Source organism: Labilithrix sp., assembly GCA_019637155.1.
Lineage (GTDB): Bacteria > Myxococcota_A > Polyangia > Polyangiales > Polyangiaceae > Labilithrix.
The window spans coordinates 226,806-240,291 of record JAHBWE010000015.1 but is presented as its reverse complement, the minus strand read 5'-3'; the positions used below and the strand labels follow the sequence as shown (position 1 = coordinate 240,291).

At 68.7% G+C, this 13,486-nt stretch carries 12 protein-coding genes; 6 read left to right on the top strand and 6 right to left on the bottom strand.

The genetic code is table 11. The features are described from left to right. Nucleotides 1-9 precede the first annotated feature (9 nt). Nucleotides 10-1,872: an FHIPEP family type III secretion protein gene (locus tag KF837_30375; protein ID MBX3231669.1), complete on the bottom strand. Its 1,863-nt coding sequence runs from the start codon at nt 1,870-1,872 to the stop codon at nt 10-12. Nucleotides 1,873-2,075: 203 nt separating this feature from the next. Between KF837_30375 and KF837_30370 the strand changes: the two genes are divergently transcribed. Continuing rightward, nucleotides 2,076-2,855 (top strand): serine/threonine-protein phosphatase, encoded by a 780-nt coding sequence (locus KF837_30370; GenBank protein MBX3231668.1) that lies wholly within the window; start codon nt 2,076-2,078, stop codon nt 2,853-2,855. A 115-nt stretch (nt 2,856-2,970) separates the two neighbouring features. On the opposite strand, the gene KF837_30365 is transcribed toward KF837_30370, so the two are convergent. Beyond that, entirely contained in the window at nt 2,971-4,191 is a 1,221-nt protein-coding gene (locus KF837_30365; protein MBX3231667.1) for a transposase, read from the bottom strand. A 115-nt stretch (nt 4,192-4,306) separates the two neighbouring features. Continuing rightward, nucleotides 4,307-4,639, bottom strand: coding sequence for a four helix bundle protein (locus KF837_30360; GenBank protein MBX3231666.1), 333 nt, complete (start codon nt 4,637-4,639; stop codon nt 4,307-4,309). Nucleotides 4,640-5,362: 723 nt separating this feature from the next. On the opposite strand from KF837_30360, the gene KF837_30355 reads away from it, so the two are divergent. Next, nucleotides 5,363-6,385 carry a D-alanine--D-alanine ligase gene (locus KF837_30355; GenBank protein MBX3231665.1) on the top strand — a complete coding sequence of 341 codons (1,023 nt, stop codon included), beginning with the start codon at nt 5,363-5,365 and terminating at the stop codon, nt 6,383-6,385. Between the two features lie 6 nt (nt 6,386-6,391). On the opposite strand, the gene KF837_30350 is transcribed toward KF837_30355, so the two are convergent. Together KF837_30350 and KF837_30345 are read right to left on the bottom strand one after the other, a co-directional pair. Further along, a complete protein-coding gene (locus KF837_30350) occupies nt 6,392-7,585 on the bottom strand; it encodes an acyltransferase (protein MBX3231664.1) in 1,194 nt (397 codons plus the stop codon). A gap of 8 nt (nt 7,586-7,593) precedes the next feature. Continuing rightward, entirely contained in the window at nt 7,594-7,794 is a 201-nt protein-coding gene (locus KF837_30345; protein MBX3231663.1) for a hypothetical protein, read from the bottom strand. Between the two features lie 41 nt (nt 7,795-7,835). On the opposite strand from KF837_30345, the gene KF837_30340 reads away from it, so the two are divergent. From KF837_30340 to KF837_30325, 4 genes are all read left to right on the top strand, one after another. After that, nucleotides 7,836-9,542 carry a serine/threonine protein kinase gene (locus KF837_30340; GenBank protein ID MBX3231662.1) on the top strand — a complete coding sequence of 569 codons (1,707 nt, stop codon included), beginning with the start codon at nt 7,836-7,838 and terminating at the stop codon, nt 9,540-9,542. 304 nt (nt 9,543-9,846) lie between these two features. Further along, on the top strand, nt 9,847-10,539 hold the full coding sequence (locus tag KF837_30335) for an FkbM family methyltransferase (protein ID MBX3231661.1): 693 nt from the start codon (nt 9,847-9,849) through the stop codon (nt 10,537-10,539). A 51-nt stretch (nt 10,540-10,590) separates the two neighbouring features. Continuing rightward, complete coding sequence (locus KF837_30330; GenBank protein MBX3231660.1) at nt 10,591-11,448, top strand: hypothetical protein; 858 nt, start codon at nt 10,591-10,593, stop codon at nt 11,446-11,448. After that, complete coding sequence (locus KF837_30325) at nt 11,445-12,929, top strand: hypothetical protein (GenBank protein ID MBX3231659.1); 1,485 nt, start codon at nt 11,445-11,447, stop codon at nt 12,927-12,929. Before KF837_30330 ends, KF837_30325 begins: the two co-directional genes overlap by 4 nt. A gap of 7 nt (nt 12,930-12,936) precedes the next feature. Here KF837_30325 and KF837_30320 read toward each other — a convergent pair whose 3' ends face one another. Beyond that, nucleotides 12,937-13,467 (bottom strand): hypothetical protein, encoded by a 531-nt coding sequence (locus tag KF837_30320; GenBank protein MBX3231658.1) that lies wholly within the window; start codon nt 13,465-13,467, stop codon nt 12,937-12,939. Nucleotides 13,468-13,486 lie beyond the last annotated feature (19 nt).

Below are 13,486 nucleotides of genomic sequence, written 5' to 3'. Positions count from 1 at the left end.
CGGCGCGCGTCAGCCGATGCCGGCGAGGTTGGCGCGCGCGAGCGGGCGGAGCGTGACCTCGGGGAGGAGCTCCGCGAAGCTCACGACCGTCGCGTCGGGGAGGTCGCTCTCGATGAGCTTCCGCACGAAGCGGCGGATGTCCGGCTGCGTGAGGACGACCGGCGGCGCGTTCGCCTGCGCAGAGGCCTCCCCCGCGGCGCGGCGGAGCGAGGCGATGACGTCGCGCGCGGCGGCGGGCGGCAGCGTGAGGAACGCGCCGGCCGGCGTGCGCTGGATCGCGCGGCGGACGGTGTCCTCGATCGTGGGATCGACGAGGACGACGCCGAGCTGCGGCGCGCCGCGCGTGAGCTTGAACGTGAGCGCGCGACGAAGCTGCGCGCGGACGAGCTCGGTGAGCGTGAGCGGATCCTTCTCCGTCGCCGCGAGCGACGCGAGCGCCTCCAAGATCGCGCGGAGATCGCGGATCGACACGCGCTCCTCCACGAGGCGGCGGAGGATGTCGGTGAGGAGCGTGAGGCTGACGGGCTTCGGCACGACGTTGCGCACCGTCGCGGGCGCGAACTGCTCGAGCTCGTCGAGGAGGCGCTGCGTCTCGGCGAGGCCGAGGAAGTCGCCGGCGCGGGTGCGGAGGAGATCGGCGGTCGCGTCGCGGACCGCGGCGATGACGCCCTCGGCCGGGAGCGGCAGGATCTTCGTCGGCACCTCGAACAGCGAGACGACGGCGTGGCGCGCCGGCAAACCCGCCGCGACGCGCACGCGCGGGGCAGGGAAGGGGACGCCGAGCTCGGCGAACAGGACGTCGCGGAGCGCGAGCGCCTCCGACCGCAGGCCCGGCCGGTCCGGCGCGTCGTCGAGCTCGTCGGCGAGATCCTCGCTCACCTCGATGCTCCACGGCACGACGATCGGGACGAACACGGCTTCGCGGCGGGCGCCCTGGACGACCGGCCGCGCCGGCTCGGTCGCGGCGCGGCGCTCGGCGATCTCGAGCTGCCGCGTGCGCGTGCGGGCGATGAAGAAGAGCGCGGCGGCGAGGATGAGGAACGGAGCCGCGGGCAGGCCGGGGACGATCGCGAGCAGCAGCACGAAGCCGGACGCGACCTTGAGCGCCTTCGGCATGCCGAAGAGCTGTCCCGCGAGCTCTTCGCCGAGCGGCGTGTCGGGGTCCTCGCTCGCGACGCGGGTGACGAGCACGCCGGCCGCGGTCGACAGCACGAGCGCGGGGATCTGGGAGACGAGGCCGTCGCCGATCGTGAGGAGGCCGTAGCGCTTCAGCGCCTCGACCGCGGGCATGCCCTTCTGGCCCACGCCGATCGCGAGCCCGCCGAGGATGTTCACGACCGTGATCACGAGCGACGCGATGACGTCGCCCTTCACGAACTTCATCGCGCCGTCCATCGAGCCGTAGAACTGGCTCTCGCGCGACAGCATGCGCCGTCGCCGCCGCGCCTCGTTGCCGTCGATCGCGCCGGACCGGAGCTCGGCGTCGATCGCCATCTGCTTGCCGGGCATCGCGTCGAGGACGAACCGGGCTCCGACCTCGGCGACGCGCTCGGAGCCCTTCGCGATGACGATGAACTGGATGATGGTGAGGACGAGGAAGATGACGCCGCCGACGACGTAGTTCCCGCGCACGACGAAGTTGCCGAACGCCCGAATGACCTCGCCGGCGTTGGCCTGGAGGAGGATGAGCCGGACCGACGACACGTTCAGCGCGAGCCGAAACAGCGTCGTCAGCAGCAGGATCGTCGGAAACGTCGCGATCGCGAGGGCGTCGGGGACGTAGAGGACGACGAGGAGGATCGCCACCGCGAGCGAGAGGTTGGTGGCAAGAAGAATGTCCAGGAGCCAGGTCGGCAGCGGGACGATCATCATCGCGACGACCGAGATCACGAGGAGCGCCAGCCCGAGCTCCGCCCCACCCAACCCGCGCTTTGTCTTCACGGCCCGACCGTACCCGAAAACGAACGCAAGGCGCTTCGGCCGTTCGGGCGCCCTCGAATCTGAAAGATTCTTGATGTGGGCGCGGCACTTCTGCGGCTATCATCGCCAATCGCACCGACTCCTACGTGATGGCGATGACTGATCAGCCCGCCCAAGCACCACTTCGACGGACCGGCACCGGCCTCACTGACGTTGGGCGCAAGCGCCAATCGAACGAGGACGCGTTCTTCTTCGACGATCGCCTCGGCCTCTACATTGTCGGCGACGGCATGGGCGGCCACGCCGCCGGCGAGATCGCGAGCCAGGAGGCGGTCGAGACCGTCTACGGCATGGTCAAGCGCGGCATCGGCAACCTCCACGAGCTCGCCGATCCGGTGGTGGAAGAGGACGTCCGCGCCGCGTGCCGCCTGATGGAGAGCTCCATTCAGGCCGCGACGTACATGGTCTTCTCGATGGCGGAGATGGACCGGGGCAAGACCGGCATGGGCACGACGCTGAGCGCGCTGCTCGTCCTCGGCGAGTACGCCGTGACGGCGCAGGTCGGCGACTCTCGCATCTACAAGGTGCAGGGTGACGGCGTCGAACAACTGACGGAAGATCACACCCTTATCGCCTGGCAGTTGAAGCAGGGCCTCATCACCCCGCAGGAGGCGAAAAAGTCGCCTCACCGCAACGTCATCACGCGCGCCGTCGGCAACCGCGACTACGTCCAGGTCGACACCGGCCTCGTGAAGCTCTCGCCCGGCATCCGTTTCCTCCTCTGCAGCGACGGCCTCCACGGCTACCTGCGCGATTCCGACATCGCTCCCATCGTCGCGCAGCAAGGTGAGGCCGCTGTGAAGCGCTTCATCGCGCTCGCCAACGAACGCGGCGGCAAAGACAACATCACGGCCATCCTCGTCGAGATCGACTGAAGGGGTGTCCGAGATTGTCACTTTTGTCCGGCGACGCGCCGGACAAGAGCGACAAGAAACGAAATCCCGACCGCGCGTGGCGATCGGGACGAAGGAGGTCGGAGCTTCGCGGGAGCTATGCGAGCCAGCCGCTTGCGTGCGCGAGGATGTTCGCCGCGACGGCGCCGAGGAGCGCGACGCAGGTGACCTTCGCGAGACCGCGGACGAGGACGCTCGCCGTCCCGTGATGCTCTTTGAGGTGCGCGTTCGATAGCTCGCAGAGGCCCGCGCGCGCACGATACGCGCGCTTGGCGTCGTCGGTCTGCATGCGGCCGCGCCAGGCGGCGACCTCGGGACTCACGCCCTTCGTCGAGCACCGTTCTCGCTTCGGGATCGCGATGATGACCTCGATCCCGGCTTGCGTGGCGGCCTCGATGCAGGAGTGCTTCGCGTGATTGGCGTCCGCGAGGAATTGGGCAGGGAGCTTGCCGGTGCGCGCCTCGATGTCCTTGAGCATCGGCGTGACGCTTCCCATGTCGCTGCCGGCGTTCGTGACGAGAATCCCCACGATCGTCCGAGGACCTCCGAGCTCCGAGCCTGCCGTCGCGAGCTGGATGTTGTAGCCAGGGCGAAAGCCTCCGTCCGGCATCTTCATCACGCGCGCATCCGCGTCGGTCGTCGACGCGCGAGGATTTTCCTTCCCCTCCTCACGAAGCGTCTGCACCGTCGCGATGGCAGCCTCGACGCGCTGTTGATAGTCGAGAGCCGCCGCATAGCGCGCCAGCCGTTCCGCTTCGCTCGCTTCCGGATCCGGGTCGGCGATCACGGCTTTGACGTGCAGCGCCGCCTGCTCGCGGCACTCCAAGAGCGTCGCCTCGCGACGGAACGAGGGAGCAGACGCGCTGGCGCGGACGCGCGTTCCGTCCTGCGCCACCCGGTCGAGGGACAGCAGGCCCTTGTGCAGCAAGACACTCAGCACGTCGGTCATCAGCTTCTCGAGCGCAGCTCCGTGACCCACCCGGAACGCCGAGAGCGTCGCATGCCCCACCTCCTTGTCGCCGACGATCCAGCGGAACGCTTCATCGGACTTCGTCCGCCGCGCGATCTCTCGCGCGCTACCGACGCCGACCGAGATCGCGTAGAGCCAGAGCGTCAGCAACATCGACGGGCTCAGCACATCCCGCCCCGCTCGTCCCTCCACCGCCTTCGCCTTCGCCGTGAAGGCCGACACGTCGAGCGTCTGGAGCACCCGCCAGAGCAGCCGAGCCCGGTGGTCTTCGGGCAGCGTGTCTTCCGGCATTTCGAAACGGATGACGCCCTGTCTGCGCATCGGCTCCTTGGTGCGGACGCGCCCCATCGCGTCCGCACGATAAGGTCCATTCGCTCGTTGTCGATCCCCCGTCTCAACTTTTTCTCACGACGCTCCGTGGCCAGAAGATGGCCGCCGGCACGAGGCCGGCGGCCCACCGAGCTCAACGCGGTTTGTACGCGAGCTTGTAGAGGATGGCGACGATGCGGTCGACGGCGTCGACCTCGCGTGCGACGCGCTCGCCATCGAGGTATCCGGCGGCGCCCGCGATGCGAAGCCCGAGGATGACCTCGCGCCCGCTGGCCATGGCGCTCTCGAGGCGAACGGTGCGATTGCCGGCGCGCGCGGAGAGCCCTTCGCCGGCGTTGAGACCGACGGAGTTGATGGCGCGCTTCATCTGGCGGCTGAGGTCCGGATCCTGCCGCGCGATGACGAGGCAGAGGCGGTGGACAACGCCGACGGTGTGAACGATGTCATCGAGAATACGAAGGGACATGAGCGACTCCTGGGAAGTAGCGCCGAGCGTCTCGGCCCGGCTTCGCCGACCCTTCGCGTCAGCTTCCGTGACGCCGGCTTCACGTCGCCGACGGTCGCCGCGATGTCTTCGTCTTTCCGGACTCGCTCCTCCTGCTTGGCCGGCGGCGCGGAAGGTGCGCGGCAGAGGTGAAGCCGGGCCGAGGCGCTCGGCGCGCCCAGGAGGCGCGACAGCCCCCGCTCTCGCCTCGACACTTCTGTCGTCCGCATCCGACTCCGCGATCCGTCGACCGTCAGCCCGTGCTCCGAATCCGGATCCAGAACCGGCTCCGGAATCCGGACCCGCTTCCGGAGCCGTCATCCGGTCCTCCGGCCTGCGGACTCCGCATCCGGTCGTCGGATCCCCCGGACCACGGCTGCGGAAACCGACCCGGACTCGGACGCCGCCACGCGAGCCGCTCGCGGCTCAAAGCCCATTCTTGGACAGCTCTTGAGCGCGAGCGAGTGAAGCTGGCCAATTACTTGGCCACTTGACCGCGCTCTGGGTACGTGGGAACGAGCTTTCGCGGTACGTGCGGCCTACAGCCGGACGTGCTCGTAAGCCGCGCACGCATCACCCGGCAGTACCCAGCGCGGCGTGTCGGAGCGTGTCTCTCGGGACACGGTTCGGCGACCCTTCGCTTGGAAATTCGCGGTGATCCGCGCGGTGCGGAAGTTGGATGTGCAGAACCCCGAGGTAAGCCGGATGAGCAAGCGACGTGTGGGGGTCTTGATGGGCGGAACCAGTGCAGAGCGGGAGGTCTCGCTGCGCACGGGTGAAGGCGTGGCCAAGGCGCTCGCGGAGCGCGGCCACGACGTCGTCCGCGTCGTCCTCGACGAGGTCACCCCTCCCGACCAGGCGATCCGCGCCGCGAAGATCGACGTCGCGTTCCTCGCGCTCCACGGCCGCCTCGGCGAAGACGGCTGCATCCAGGGCATGCTCGAGATGATGGGCATCCCGTACACGGGCTCGAGCGTCCTCGGCTCCGCGCTCGCGATGGACAAGCTGAAGGCGAAGGAGATGTTCCGCCTCCACAACATCCCGACGCCGCCCTACTACGTCGCGCAAGAGGCCGACCTCCTCGATCTCGAGGACCTCCACGGCAGCTTCGGCTTCCCCGTCGTCGTGAAGCCGCGGAGCGAAGGCTCTTCCGTCGGGCTCGCGATCGCGAAGGACATGAACGAGCTCCGCGCCGCGGTCGGCACCGCCCTCGAGCACGATCGCTTCGCGCTCATCGAGCGCTTCGTGAAGGCGACCGAGGTGCACGTCGGCATCCTCGACGGCCGCGTCCTCGGCGCGATCGAGGTGGCGCCGAAGAACGGCCTCTACGACTACGAGGCGAAGTACACGCCCGGCGCGACGGACTACATCCTCCCACCGCGCATCGCGCCCACGCGCGTCCGCGGCGTCATGAACCTCGCCGAGCGCGCGGCGAAGGCGCTCGGCTGCAGCGGCGCGTGCCGCGTCGACCTCCTCGTGACCGAGGGCGAGAACGAGTACGTCCTCGAGGTGAACACGCTCCCGGGCATGACGCCGACCTCGCTCCTCCCGAAGATCGCCGAGGCAGCAGGCATCACGTATGACGTCCTCTGCGAGGCGATCCTCGAGGGCGCGACGCTCCACACGCGCCCGATGCCGAAGCGCACCGAGCGTCACCAGTCCGGCGTCGCCTTCGCAGCGAAGGACCTCGAGCTCGTGAACCAGACCGCGAAGCTCCGCGCGGTGTGATCAGCCTCACCGCCGTGTCCGAAGGTTCATGAGCGGTTTCTCCACGAGCAGGTAGAGCGGTGCGGCCGAGAGTAGGCTGACGATCGGGAGCGCGACCAGGTAGCTCGCCATCGTAGCCACCGTCACCGCCGGCTCGAATGCAGCCACGTCGAGGCCGATCGTGATCACCATCACGTGGAGCAGGTACGCGGAGTACGAGAGTTGCGCGATCGGACGGAAGATCCGCAACGAAAGCAGACGATCGAGGTGGCGGCCACCTCGCGCTCCCGCGAGGCAAACGAAGAGCGCGTAGGCGACGCTGCCCGAGAAGAGAGACGTGGAGAACGTGTAGTAGGCGAAGTTCCACTCCCTCGGCCAGCCGTAGTGGAAGATCGGTTGCGCGGTGGTGGCGGACGCAGCAATGATCGTCAGCGCCGCGCACATCCCGGTGATGGATAGCCGCGGAGCGCGTCGCAGCGCCTCGGCGGCAGGCGTAAAATCGAGAGCGTATGCCGCGATCGCACCGGCCAAGAGCTCGCCGAAGCGGGCGTGCGGCTTGTCGTAGAGAGCGTCGTACATCACTCGCGAGTGGTCGGCGCTCGGTAGATGAATCGCGTACCGATCGACGATGACCGCACGGACGGCTGTAGCGAGCGCGAAGAGAGCGAGGAGGCTCGCGAGTCGGCGTCGCGTCGCGCGGAAGAGGACGACGAGGAGGAGTGGGAAGACGATGTAAAACTGCTCTTCGATCGCGAGCGACCACGTCCACGGCATGCACTGCCGGCTCTCGGGAAGGAAGTTGTTGACGAAGAGGAGGTTCGCCCAGACGGTGTCCCGATTCGTCGTGACGAGGACGCAGTAGATCAAGAGCGAGACGTAGTATGCGGGGAGAATACGGAGCGCTCGCCGCGCATAGAACCGGCGGAACGCGATCGTCCCGGTGCTGGTGAGCTCGCGGAAGAGCAGCCGGCCGATGAGGAAGCCGCTGAGGACGAAGAAGATGTCGACGCCAAGAAGGCCCCTGTTGGCGAGGCGAAAGATCGGTTCCGCCGGACCGTGCCGCAGCGGGCGACCGATGAAGACGAATACGTGAAATGCGATGACCCATGAGACGGCGATCGCGCGGAGCCCATCGATCGCGCCGTGGGTGTCCGCCGGGCGTTCCCAGAGCGAGCTGACGTTCCGGATGAGCGAGAATGCCCTCGCCGAGCGGGGACCCATTCGCTCCTTCAGTCGCGGAAGAGGAGCTTGCTCAGCTCTTCGAAGCGAGCCTCTTCGTCGTCATCCCGGCGTTCGCCCTTCGCTTCGAGCTCGAGCTGTTCCTTGTCGGCGGCGAGGAAGGCATCACGGCCGAGCAGCGGGATCGTGCCGCCGAAATAGCCGTGCTTGTCGCGATACGCGAGGAAGCGCTTGTGGGTTTCCGGGTCCACGGCGTTCGAACATAGATGATACGATCCGCGAGGGCGAGCGGATGGCGGCAGACGAAGATCTCCCACGGCTGCTGAGCGGGCGGTATCGCCTCGAAGCGACCATCGGGCACGGCGGCATGGGCGTCGTGTACCGCGGGACCGATCTGACGATGCAGCGGCCGATCGCGGTGAAGCTCATCCGCGCCCTCGACGGCGTCGAGCTCGACGACGAGATCGGCGGCCGCTTCCTCCGCGAAGCCAAGAACACCGCGCGCCTCCAGCACGAGCACATCATCGACGTGTTCGATCTCGGCCGCGACGAGAGCGGCATGTACTTCGTGATGGAGCTCCTCAACGGCGAGTCGCTCTCCGCGCGGCTACGGCGCGACGGGAAGCTCCTTCCGTCGGTCGTCGTCCACATCGGCCGCCAGATCTGCGAGGCGCTCGAGGTCGCGCATCGCGCGAGCATCATCCATCGCGACCTCAAGCCCGCGAACGTGATGCTGCTCACGCGCGCGGGAGACGCGAATTTCGTGAAAGTCCTCGATTTCGGCGTAGCCAAGTCGTACGGCGCCGACGATCAGACGCAGCTCACGCATACGGGCATGCTCGTCGGAACGGTCGACTACATGGCGCCCGAGCAGATCATGGGCAAGCCCGTCGACGGACGCTCGGACGTCTATTCGCTCGGCGTGATGCTCTACAAGATGCTCTGCGGAAAGGCCCCGTTCCGCGACGGCGGCGTCCCCGCGCTCATCCACGCGCACCTCAACACGATGCCGAAGCCGCTCATCGAGATGAACGCGGACGTCCCGAACGAGCTCGATCACGTCGTCTTGCGCTGTCTGATGAAGAACCCGGATCGCCGGTTCGAGTCGATGGCGGAGCTCGCGCGTGCGCTCTCGAGCGCGATGGGCGCGACGACCGCGAACCTCCTCGACCTCGAGTACCGCGGCGGCGACGACGACGAGCTCGCGACGGAGCTCGGCACGACCTACGATCGCGACGACGTCCCAGCGCCGGAGGATCCGACCGTGCAGGAGCCGGTCACGGAGGCATCGTCGTCGTCCGACGACCTCTCGATCGACGACGAGACCGTCCAGTACGATCGCGCCAAGCAGCAGCGGAAGCTCACCGCCGCCGAGCTCGGATTGCCCGTTCCGCCGACCGGCCTCCGCCGGCACGAAGGCTCGCAGCCGCTCCCGCCTCCTCCGAGGGCGCGGCCCGTCATCAACGTCACGCCCTCGTCGGCTCCGGTGCTCGGTCCGCCCGTGAATTACCCGGAGGAGCTGTCGACGCAGAAACGGGTCGTCCCGGAGGAGGTCCGCCGCATCAACATCGACCGCACCGAAGGGAAGATCTGCGCGATGTGCCAGACGCGGAGTCCGCCGCACGCGCGGCAGTGCCTCGCCTGCGGCGTCTCGCTCGCGGTCAGCGAGCAGGACGCGGTCCGCGCGCGCGTCCGCGTGCCGACGCAGCGGGGCGTCGGCGATCTCCCGCCCGTCCCGCCGCCTCCGCCCGCGCCGAGCTCCCGCCGCAACATGGGCGGCGCCCTCCCGATCCCGCCGCCGCCCCCGTCCAGCTCCCGTGACGTGTCGCGCGTCTCGCAGCATCCGTCGCACCCACCGCCCCCGTCGTACTCCCCCGAGTCGATGCCGTACCCGAGCGCGCCGGGCTGGATCCCGCATCAGCCTCCGCCCGAGCGCGAGCAGCCACCACCCTCGGTGCTCGATCGCTTCTTGCGCTGGACGGGCCTGAAGAATCGCTGAAGTCTCCTCGCCTTCAGGACGACGGCTATGAGCCAGACGGACGCCGAGGCGGCCGGGGCTCGGCCGGTGCGCGTAGCCATGTCATAGTGTCGTCAGAGTGAAGATCGAAGGTCACGACGGAGCGGGGGGACCCGTCCATCGTTCGTTCGTTTTGAACGCCGGCGCTGTCGTGCTCGCGGGAGGCATCGCGTTCTTCGCAGGCCGGATGTCGATGACTCCGGATCCGACGAGTCCTTCCGGGTCCGCGCACGCCGCGCCCCCTCCGTTGCCGTCGGCGGATGCCGCGCCGGCAGCGGCAGCGGCGTTGCCGCCCCTCAACAGCTTTCCCGAGGTCTCCTTCGCGCAGCAAGGAGAGGATCTCATCATCAAGAGCATCTTCGCGGCGCTCGAGATCGCCAACGCGACCTATCTTGACGTCGGCGCCCACGATCCGATCCGCGGCAGCAACACGTACCTCTTCTACGCGCTCGGGTCGCGAGGTGTCGTCGTCGAGCCCAACCCAGCGTACGTGGCGAAGCTCAAGGCAGCTCGGCCGCGCGACGTCGTGATCGACAAGGGAATCGGCATCGGCAAGGCAACGAAGGCGACGTACTACGACTTCGGCGACGACGGGCAGGAGAACACGTTCTCCAAGGAACAGGTCGACCGGCTCGCCAAGCTCGGGATCAAGCCGCTGCGTACCTCAGAGATGGAGCTCGTCGACATCAACGACGTCATCGCGACGCACTTCCCGAACGCGCCGCCCGACCTCGTCTCGATTGACACGGAAGGGCTCGACCTCGAGATCTTGAAGTCGCTCGACTTCGAGCGGTTTCGTCCGCCGGTGCTCTGCGTGGAGACGCTCGAGGTAGGGACGACTCGAACGATCGACGAGATCGCCGCGTTCCTTCATCGCAAGCGCTACGTCACGCGAGGTGGAACATTGGTGAATACCATCTTCGTCTCCCAGGAAGCTCTCGCGCACACGGGAGCCAGCGACGGCGGGACGGCGCGCTGACCGCGCCGCGCGCTTTCGACATCGGTCGGTCGCGCGCGTAGCATCGTCGTCGTGCCTGGCGAGTCGCTCGAAGGCTGGCTCGAGACTCCGCTCTCGCGGTGGACTGCTCTCGGTGCCGTGCCGGTCGTCACCCTGACGGTCGGTCGTGCGCTCGTGCCGACGAGCGCGGTACTCGCGGTGGCGTCTGCTGTCGCCGCGGCGCTCGGCGCGCTTGCGGTGCTGGGACGGACTCCCCGTCTCGGCGACCTCGTCGGCGTCCTCCTCCCGTGCGCGGCGCTCGCGTGGATCCCTCGCGAGAGCGACGTGCTCGGTCTCCGCGCGGCATTCGCGCCGTTCGCGGCGCACGAGCCCGGGCAGGGCCTGCTCTTCGGCGTGCGCATCGGCCTCTTGTTCCTCGCGCTCGTTCGTCTGCGCGTGCCGCGGTTCTCGCGCCCAGAGGTCGTGGTCGGAGCGCTCGGGCTGCTCTTCCTCGCGTCGCTCGCCGTTCGCGCGCTCGTCGTCCCGTGCTTCCTCGTCGCCGTCGCCGTGATCCGGCTCGGCCGCCCTGCCGAAGTGGCCTCCACCATCGCGCCTCGCTGGCTCACGTCGACGCTCCTCGTCGCAGGCTCGATCGGGCTCGTCGTCCCGGCCGCGAGTGTGCGGACGACCCCCGCGCCGCCCGACGATCCCCGCGCCGCCGTCGTCTACTGGCGCGGTCGGCGAAATCTCCACCATGCTCGCGCGGTGGCGCTCGCGTGGGCGCAGCGGGAGCCCGTCCCGAGCGACGGGTATCTCGAGCTTGCCATGGTCGACTGGGATCTCGGGGAACGTGCGAAGGCGCGGAAGGTCCTTTCGAAGGTCCTGGCCCGCGCCGAATCGGAGCCCGTGCGACGCAAGGCCAACGAGCTCCGGAACGAGTGGGGCGAGTGAGCCCCCAAGTCGATCTCTCGCGGAGCGAACGCCTCCTCTCCGTCGCGCTGCTGACCGCAGGGCTCGTCGCGCTCGTCGCCCTCGTATGGCACCACATGGCGATCCTCGGCGACGGGTTCTGGACGATCGCGACTGGACGATGGCTCCTCGAGCATCGTGCGCTACCCGAATCCGATCCGTTCGCTTTCGGATCGGCCGGCCGCTGGATGATCGTGAGCAGCGGAGCGTGCCTGCTCTTCGCGACGGTGGTCGAAGCCGTTCGTCTCGAGGGGCTGATGATCGTCCTAACCGGGATCGAGGCATTCGCCGTCTGGCTCCTCTGGAGGAGCTCCGCGCGCAGGACGCTCTCCCGCGCGGTGCTGCTGCCGCTCGCGCTCTTCTATGTACAGGTCGACGCCGAGGATCTGAGCGCACGCGGTCAGATCCTCGGAGACCTCGGTTTCGTGCTCCTCCTCGGATCCCTCGGTCGTCTCCGCGACGGCAAACGCGTACCCGCGCTGCTCGTCGTCGGTCTGACCGTCGCATGGGCGAACCTACATCTCTCGTTCCTCGCGGCCATCTTCGTCCCGCTGCTCTGCGCCGCGATCGTCCTGCTGGAGCCTCGTTCCACGCGGCCGCCCGTGAGGCGGTTCCTCGCTGTTTCGGGCCTCGCCGCGGCCGCTGCGTGCGTGACGCCGTACGGTCCGAGCTACCTACGGCTCGCGTTAGGCACTGCGTTCGACCCAAGCACCGTGCAGCTCGACCTCTTCCGCTCGCCGGACTTCCACGAGATCTCCTGGCTCGTCGCTCCCGCCCTCGCGCTCGTGATCGCGCTCGCGCGGAACCACGGTCCGACCCGCATGCGCGTCGCCGAACAGGCATTCCTCCTCTGCTTCCTGGCGCTCGCTTGCCGGTCGCGACGCATGGCTACAGCGCTCGTCGCCGTCGAGATCGCGCTCGCCGGCCCGCTCCTCGACGCACTGTGGAGCCACCCGCGCGTCGAGGCGATCCTCCGGCGGCGGCATGGCGGCACGCGGGCCGTCGCGGCGCTCGCCGCGCTCGCCGCGCTCGTTCCCACGCCGTACTGGCTCGGGCTCCTGCCGAGGACACCGAAGAACCCGCTCCACGACGTCCCCGCCCTCGCCGCAGCCGTTGCGCGTGAGGCGCACGGTGCGCGCTCGGCCGCAAACGAACCGGCCAACGTCGTGGCGCCTCTCCACTGGGGCGGCTACCTCGCCTATGCGTGGAGGGGACAGCCGAGGTATTTCATCGACGGCCGCGACCACCTCGAGCTCTTTGGGAACGGGGCCTTCGACGACGCGGGTCTGATGTGGAGTGGCGATCCGAGGTCGCTAGAGCTTCTCGACGTCTATCAAGCCGGGATCGTCCTGTGGGAATGGGGCCACCCCCTCGACGCCCTCTTGTACAACGATCCGCGCTGGCGGCGCGTCCACGCGAGCGCCATGGCGGTCGTCTACGTCCGCCAGTCCCCCACTCGCTAAGCCCTAGTTAAGCGCGCTTCCCGCTCTTCGACGGGCCGAGCGCGTTGCCCATCTTCTTCGCGCCGCGCATCGTCATGAGCACGTAGACGAGCGCGATGACGCCGACGACGAGGAAGCCGATCCCCATCCAGCGCTTGCTGTTGAAGCCTTCGTCGACGTTCGTGGGACCGCTGCTGCCGGTCACCGACGCGGGGGCGTTCTTCGGTCCGTTGCTGTCGCTCGTGTCGCGCGCGCTCGTCGCGCCGCCGCCGCTCTCGGAGCCGCCGCCGCCCGCGCCCGCGACGTGGGCCTTGCCCGCGACGTGGCCGTCGCCGCCGCTCCCGCCGCCGCTCTTGCCGCCGCCGGCCGCCTCACCGCCGCCCTTCTTGCCGCCTCCCTCGTCGTCGCCCGAGACCACGTCTCCCGCGCCGCTGCCCCGCTTCGCGAGCTGGCCGCCGAGCATCTTGTAGCTGCCCGCCGCGATGAGCAGCACCGCGACCACGATGATCGCGTATTCGACGACGCCCGCCCCGCGAGCGCGGCTCCCGAAGCGGCGCATCGTTCGATGATACATTACG